This window comes from Candidatus Omnitrophota bacterium, assembly GCA_016929445.1.
Taxonomy (GTDB): domain Bacteria; phylum Omnitrophota; class Gorgyraeia; order JAFGIU01; family JAFGIU01; genus JAFGIU01.
In genome coordinates, this window is the sequence record JAFGIU010000031.1 from 1 (window position 1) to 6,330 (window position 6,330).

General features: G+C 57.2%; 4 protein-coding genes. All 4 read right to left on the reverse strand.

The features are described from left to right. Positions 1-1,610 (reverse strand): mitochondrial fission ELM1 family protein (locus tag JW937_02760; protein MBN1586331.1); only part of this gene is annotated, 1,610 nt, incomplete at its 3' end. A 9-nt stretch (positions 1,611-1,619) separates the two neighbouring features. Beyond that, positions 1,620-3,974, reverse strand: a complete 2,355-nt coding sequence (gene lpxK / locus JW937_02765) for a tetraacyldisaccharide 4'-kinase (GenBank protein ID MBN1586332.1) — start codon at positions 3,972-3,974, stop codon at positions 1,620-1,622. Between the two features lie 31 nt (positions 3,975-4,005). Then, positions 4,006-4,878 (reverse strand): tyrosine recombinase XerC, encoded by an 873-nt coding sequence (xerC, locus tag JW937_02770; protein ID MBN1586333.1) that lies wholly within the window; start codon positions 4,876-4,878, stop codon positions 4,006-4,008. Further along, positions 4,862-6,330 (reverse strand): type I DNA topoisomerase (gene topA, locus JW937_02775; GenBank protein MBN1586334.1); only part of this gene is annotated, 1,469 nt, incomplete at its 5' end. The genes xerC and topA, both read right to left, overlap by 17 nt.

Below are 6,330 nucleotides of genomic sequence, written 5' to 3' on the forward strand. Positions count from 1 at the left end.
CGGATGGCCTGCTCGGCACCCTTAGGGGTCCGGCGCGAGGTGGTCAGCAATACCTTGAAGCCCAAAGACTTCGAAAGCTCGAGCACTTCCGAAACCAAAGCCGGCAGACTATCCCCATCCCACACGCAGTGTTTGCTGTCCCCGCCGATCAAAAGCCCCACACAAGACTCACCGGCCCCCAATTTCAGCTGCGCCCGCCAGAATTCCGCAGCCCGGTCCAAGTGATGCGAGGCAAGCGCATTGAGCGCTCCGAGCACAGCCACTTCATTATGCCGCACACGGACCACGTCGTGCCTGGGCAGGATTGCCAGGTCAAAACCCTTGGATCCAAAGACCGGGGCCCTCTGCACAACAACACACTTGCTCCCGTATAAATTTCCGAGCAATAAATTCAGGGGAGCTGTGGCGCTGCCGCAAGAGACAATCAGGTCCGGGGCATCCGCGTTCAGGGCCTGTAAGGTATCCGGGGTTAAACAGGTGCGCAACAACCACGGACTCAGCCAAGGCCGGAGAAGCGCCATGCCGGAAAGAAGAAGCATCCGTTTACGCCTGCCCGCAGACACGTGTTCCACGCGAACGCTGCGCGCGCGCACCTCGATGAGCTCCGGGTCATATCCGCGTTGGCCCAACTGATTGATAAAATGGCCGCGCGCCATGTCCGCAACCGCTTCGGATTGGCGCAGGTGGCCCAGCTTCCCGTCGTCCAGGATCAGAATGCGGCGCACTGGCGAGGATTTCCAGCGCTTGTGCGCCCAAAGCCACTGCGTGGGGTTGGCGCTCACCTGTTTTTCCAACCGCTGGTTAAATTGGACGCACAAGTCCTGTACCTGTTCGTCAAAGCTGCCCGGCCGCACCTCCAACGGCTCCTCCAGTTCAATACGGTGTTTCGTGCCCTGCTCGCGGATCACAAACACCGGCACCATCGGCGCCCCTGCCCTGAGGGCAATGACAAAGGACCCTTTTGGCACCGAAGCGATCGTGCCAAAAAGCGGGGCCCAAATCCCGTTGCGGCCTGCATCTTGGTCTGAGAGTAATGCCAGTAATCCGCCGCCTCGCAAGTTGTGAATCAGTTGCCTCATATTCATTCCCTTGGAAACGACCACACTTCCTCGGGAAGAGCGCCGGCTATTGAGAAAGGAATACAGGCGTTCAAATTTTTGATCACGGGCGAGAACCGTAAGAGGGAATCCGCGCGCGCACGCGTAGTGATTGCCCAGCTCCCAATTTCCAAAGTGACCTGTAATGAGGATCGCACCCTTCCCCTGATCCATAATTTTCTGAAAGCCTTCATCACCCTTCACACCCAAGTGCTCCCGCAAATGCGTGTCATCGACCTTGGGCATGGCAACAATCTCCGCCACATTGCAACCCATATCCTGGTAAGCTTTCCGGAGAATTCTTGCCAATTCCTCATGCGAGTAAAGGCTCCCAAAGGCGTTGCGCAAATTTTTGATCCCCACCCGGCGCCGGTTGGGACTGAGGTAGTAAGCAATACCCCCAAAGAACGTCCCGAGTCCGAGGGTAACTCCCCACGGCAAAGCCGTCAGTGAACGCGAAAGAACAGCGACAATAGCAACGAGAATAGAATCAATCACGTCCCTGTACTTCACGCAGCCTCCTTACACTTTCTCCTGAACAGAAATCCCGAAATTTTCCAGGCCCTGAATCAGAGCCTCCTCCCCTTCTTCAATGACCCATTCCACCTCCAAGGCGTACCATTCGCAGGCCTCTGCCAAGTCTCTTTGGGTCCGGATCAGAGGCACACACTTCACAGCATCTTTTTCCGTACAGACCACGGCTTCCGCTCGAGTATCCCGGGCTTGCGCGGCAACGGCCCGCAAATCATAAGCACTGTAGGGGTGATGGTCCCGGAAGTGTTGGGTGAATTCCAGCCGGCCGCCTAAGAAGATGAGTTGGGTTTCAAAGCTCTGAGGGTTCCCAATGCCGGACATCGCCCCAATATGTTTTGAGTTCAGAAACTGAAGGTCCACAGTTTTCCCATTAACCAAAGACCAAAGCCGCCTTGGGCGAACCGAAGCTTTAGCCGGGACGCAAGAGGGACAAAGCTCCCGCAACTCGGATTCCATTCGTTCGAGCTGCTCAGGACTCACCTCATTCACACGCGTCAAACAAAGGTGGGTGGCCCGGCGCAAAGCCGTTTTCGACTCGCGCAAAGTCCCTGCAGGCAGAAGCTGATCCGCATAAAAGGGCCGTGTAGCGTCCAAGAGCACCAAATCCAGATCGCGCTTCACACACCGGTGTTGAAAACCATCGTCCAGGATCACCAAATCCGCGGGTGACTGCTCCAAGGCCTGGGCCCCTGCTAACGCCCGATTGGGATGAGCCACTACTCGGGCCTCGGGAACCCGGGCGCGCAGCCACTCCACCTCGTCGCTTTGGCCGGCAACCGCAGACCCATATCCTCTGGAAAGGACTAAGACCTCTTTGCCGCGATCCAGAGCCCAACGCGCAAGCAAGGCAACCATCGGGGTCTTGCCCGTGCCTCCGCAACTGAGATTTCCCACGCTCAGGACCGGCGCATCGAGCCGGACCGAGGGCAACCACCCGCGCTCGTAGAGATGGTTCCGAACGTCTATGCCCAAAGCATAAATCCACGACAAGGGCCTCAAGAGCGGCGCCCATTCTTCCCATGCCGGCAGTTGCCGGACCGGGCGCGACACACTCCGCAGCGCATCACAGGTCTTTTGGGCCACTGCACTCTGGGCTTGCACTAAGGCATGTCCGGCCCGGCCCGCCTCCCGGCGCTTTGCCGCATCGCCAAGCCAGGGCCCCAGAGCCTGAACCAGCTCCGGCCCGGAGCCCACCTGCACCGCGGCACCCGCATTCACAAATTGCCGGGCCACATCGCGAAAATTGATCATATGCGGTCCGAAGCACACCGGCTTTCCCCAGTACGCCGCTTCAATCGGATTTTGTCCGCCGTGAGGAAGCAAACTCCCCCCCACAAAAACCAAATCCGCGTTCGCATACAAATCGAAGAGTTCGCCCACCGTGTCTCCGACCACCACCTGTTGCGAATCCTCCCACAGAAAACCCGCGATCTGCTTGTCCCTGAACGCAGACCATCTCAAGCAACTCAAACCCAGTTTCCGGAGCTGAGATTCGACCGCTCCGAAACGCTCCACATGCCGGGGCACCAAAAAAAGCCGCAGTTGCGGGTATTCACTCTTCAACTCCAGATATGCCTTGGCGATCAGAAATTCTTCGGGCTCGTGTGTGCTCCCGCACATCCACAGTACATGGTCCGCTGCCAAGCCCAGATCCTTTTCACGGCTCCACGCGCCCTTACTCCCCGGCGCCACGGCGTATTTGAGATTCCCGCTGACGTGAACCCGCTCCGGATGAATCCCTAACTTCAGGACCCGGTCTTGATCCGCCTCGCTCTGGACAGCCCACACACTGATCTTATGAAGCCACGGCCCAATCAGAATCCGCCATTCCAGATAAGAAGCAAAAGACTTAGGCGAAAGACGGCCATTGGCAATACAAACCGGGAGCCCGGCCAAATGGCTGCTGCCGATGAGTCCGGGCCAAATCTCGGTCTCCATCAAAAAAAGGGCCTCGGGTTTGTAGAAGCGAATAAAGGAGTGAACCAAGGGCGGCAGATCAAAAGGCACATAGCACACGACATCTGCCTCTGAGGCTGCGCGCCGGGCCACGGCCTGCCCGGTCTCCGTCACGGTGGTCAGCACAAAACGCAGAAGCGGCTCCCGCTCCCGCAAGGCGCGCATGAGCACGCCTGCAGCCATCGCCTCCCCCACGCTCACGGCATGAACCCAATAAGTGCGCACGCCTTCGGACTGCGGATGAGCCGGCCAATCCGGACGCTCCCAACCTAAGCGCTGCTTCCACCCCGTGGGCACACGGCCCTTGCGGAGAATCCAGAAGAAGACGACAAAGGGAAAGGCAACCAGATAGAGGATCGTGTAGAGGAAGAGCTGAAGATGGGCCATGGTCCTCCTAACCCGGATAAGTTTATCCGGGCTATGCTCGGGGGTGTGCCTTCTCATAAGCCTGCTGCACATGACGCGTGCTCACATGCGTATAGATCTGGGTACTCCCCAAACTCGCGTGTCCCAGGAGTTCCTGAACACTGCGGAGGTCGGCTCCGCGGTTAAGCATATGGGTAGCGCAACTGTGGCGCAGGGTGTGAGGACTGGCCGGCCGTGTCAAACCGGCCCGGCGCATCAGTTTTCTCAAAACACGCCTTACACCCATGGTACTCAGGCGCTTCCCGTAGCGATTCAAAAAAAGAGCAAAACTGCGTTGTGAAAATTTCTGTTTGTCCCGTAGCTTCAGGTACTTCTCAATAGCCTGAAGCGCGTGTTCTCCCACCGGCACCAATCGCTCCTTACGGCCCTTGCCCAGCACCCGCACCGAACCTCCGAGCTCATCCAAATCCGGAGCATTCAGAGACACGAGTTCGCTCACTCGAATTCCCGTACTGTAGAGAAGTTCCAGCATCGCCCGGTCCCGGAGTGCCAGCCAATCGTCCGCAGGAGCTTCCAAGAGTTGCGCGACTTCGTTTTCTTCCAAAAACTTCGGCAAACGGCGCCCCAGTTTGGGCGCCATGATCAAGGGGGCTAAGTTGTTTTTGATATGCCCTTCACGGTGGAGAAATTTGAGAAAGGACCGGAGGGAGGAGACGCGGCGGGCAATGGTGGTCTTGGCATAACCCTTGCCCTGAAGATGGACCACATAGCGCCGGAGCACGAGCCCATCCAATTGTTCCGGAAGCATCTCCGAGGCAAAGTGGAGAAACTCCTCCAAATCCACCCGGTAATTGGTAATTGTATGCGGAGAGGCGTTTCTCTCCACTTCCAGATACGTGAGAAATTCCTCAGCCAGCGTTTGCATCGCTCTTGGGCAGCTCCTTGGAGATGTGCCTGCATGTGGGGAAACGCGAACACCCAAAAAAAGCGCCCCGCCTGGACCACCTCTCAACTAACTCGCCTTCGCAACCCTCCTCAGGACAGGGCACACCACTGGTGATCGGACGCGCATACTTGCAATCCGGAAAACCGGAACAGCTGATAAATTTCTTACCTCTTCCCCACTTCTTGACCAAAGGCCGCCCGCAATCCGGACACTTCTCATCCATCTCTTCCACTTCCGCACGAACGGCACGCATATTCTCCTTAGCTTCCCCCAGCTCCGCGGAATAGGGCTCATAGAACTCCCGGACAACCTGCACCCAGTCAAGACTTCCTTCCTCAACGCGATCAAACTCCTCCTCCATCTCCGCGGTAAATCCTTCATCCACGACCTTGGAAAAATGCTCGATCAAAAGGTCGATCACCGTCTCTCCCAGTTCGCAGGGTACCAAAGATCCTCCGTCCCGCCGCACGTAACCCCGGTCCACTACGGTCTGGATGGTCGGCGCATAGGTGCTGGGGCGCCCGATCCCCTTTTCCTCAAGCACCTTCACCAAAGAAGCATCGGTAAAACGCGGCGGCGGCTTGGTGAAGTGCTGTGAAGGTTTGAGCTTGATCAGGTCGAGCACCTCCCCTTTCTCCACTTTGGGAAGAATTTCGTCATTGTCCCGGGCCTCCTGGTAAACCTTGAGAAAGCCGTCAAAGAGCATAACCGATCCGCGAGACCGCAGACCATAGATATCCGCTTCAATATCAACGGCCGTTTGCAAAAAGACGGCCGGAGTCATCTGGCTGGCGACAAAGCGACGCCAGATGAGTTCGTAAAGCTTGAACTGGTTAACATCCAGAAAGGGCTTGACCGCATCAGGAGTGTAAGTCACGGAGGTGGGCCGGATGGCCTCGTGAGCCTCCTGCGCCTTCTTGCCTGACTTGTACTTGTTCGCGGATTTGGGCAGGTATTTCTCTCCGCAGTTTTCCCTGATAAAAGCACGCACTTCCTCCACAGCAGAATCCGCAACCCGCACACTGTCCGTACGCATGTAGGTGATCAGGCCCACGCTCCCCTGGGCTCCCAGGTCGACTCCTTCATAGAGCTGTTGTGCGATACGCATGGTTTTACTGGCCGGAAAACGTAAGCGGTTAAAAGAGTCCTGTTGCAGCTTACTGGTGGTAAAGGGCGGCTGGGGCGTTCGCCGGCGCTGCTTTTCCTGGACATCGGAGATCTTGTACGTGGCCTTTTCCAAGTCCGCGACAATCTTTGCCGCGTTTTCTTGATCCGCGACATTGATCTTCTCGCCGTTCATCTTTTCCAGAGTAGCCCTTAAACGAAAATCCTCTTCCCCGCCTTCGGGTGGATTCTGCTTTGCCAGCAAGGCCTCGATCTGCCAGTACTCTTCAGGTACAAAGGCGCGAATCTCGCGCTCGCGCTCCACCA

Bases quoted from the DNA above. Each gene is read 5' to 3' on its own strand.
- lpxK (MBN1586332.1), bottom strand. From the start codon at position 3,974: ATGGCCCATCTTCAGCTCTTCCTCTACACGATCCTCTATCTGGTTGCC.
- xerC (MBN1586333.1), bottom strand. From the start codon at position 4,878: ATGCAAACGCTGGCTGAGGAATTTCTCACGTATCTGGAAGTGGAGAGA.